General features: G+C 33.0%; 1 protein-coding gene. It reads left to right on the plus strand.

Features of this window, described 5'->3' with window-relative positions:
• Positions 1 to 75: 75 nt before the first annotated feature.
• A partial coding sequence (locus tag M4Z11_RS07325; RefSeq protein WP_249678032.1) for a hypothetical protein occupies positions 76 to 803 on the plus strand: 728 nt, incomplete at its 3' end.

The raw sequence follows: 803 nt of genomic DNA on the forward strand, positions 1-803 counted from the left end.
GAAGGTCCGAAAACAATTAAGAATTTATTCATGAGAAGAAACTTAGTTCCTAATTCCACATTTGAGAAAGAAGTTGTGGCAGACAGTACAAAAAATAGCTCTGTCGAAGGTCCGAAAACAATTAAGAATTTATTCATGAGAAGAAACTTAGTTCCTAATTCCACATTTGAGAAAGAAGTTGTGGCAGACAGTACAAAAAATAGCTCTGTCGAAGGTCCGAAAACAATTAAGAGTTTATTCATGAGAAGAAACTTAGTTCCTAATTCCACATTTGAGAAAGAAGTTGTGGCAGACAGTACGAAAAATAGCTCTGTCGAAAGTCGGAAAAAAATTGAGAGTTTATTAAAACGTATTTCTGGAAATCCTAAAGTATTAGACATGGATCTAGATATGATACATAGAAGTTTAGCTCTTGGTGATAGTGATGAAAATAAACGTTATATGGATTATATTGTGAAACGTTTGAAGGTTCGATTAAAAGAAGAGTATCATCTTGAAAATGATTCCGATCTTTTAAAAGAAATTGATAATTACGTAAGTGTTGTTAGACAAGAGCATAGTGAAAAAGCAATTGTGGCAGACAGTACAAAAAATAGCTCTGTCGAAGGTCCGAAAACAATTAAGAATTTATTCATGAGAAGAAACTTAGTTCCTAATTCCACATTTGAGAAAGAAGTTGTGGCAGACAGTACAAAAAATAGCTCTGTCGAAGGTCCGAAAACAATTAAGAATTTATTCATGAGAAGAAACTTAGTTCCTAATTCCACATTTGAGAAAGAAGTTGTGGCAGACAGTACAAAAAA

The sequence above is a fragment of the Bartonella bilalgolemi genome, from assembly GCF_023500045.1.
In the GTDB taxonomy this organism is placed as follows: domain Bacteria; phylum Pseudomonadota; class Alphaproteobacteria; order Rhizobiales; family Rhizobiaceae; genus Bartonella; species Bartonella bilalgolemii.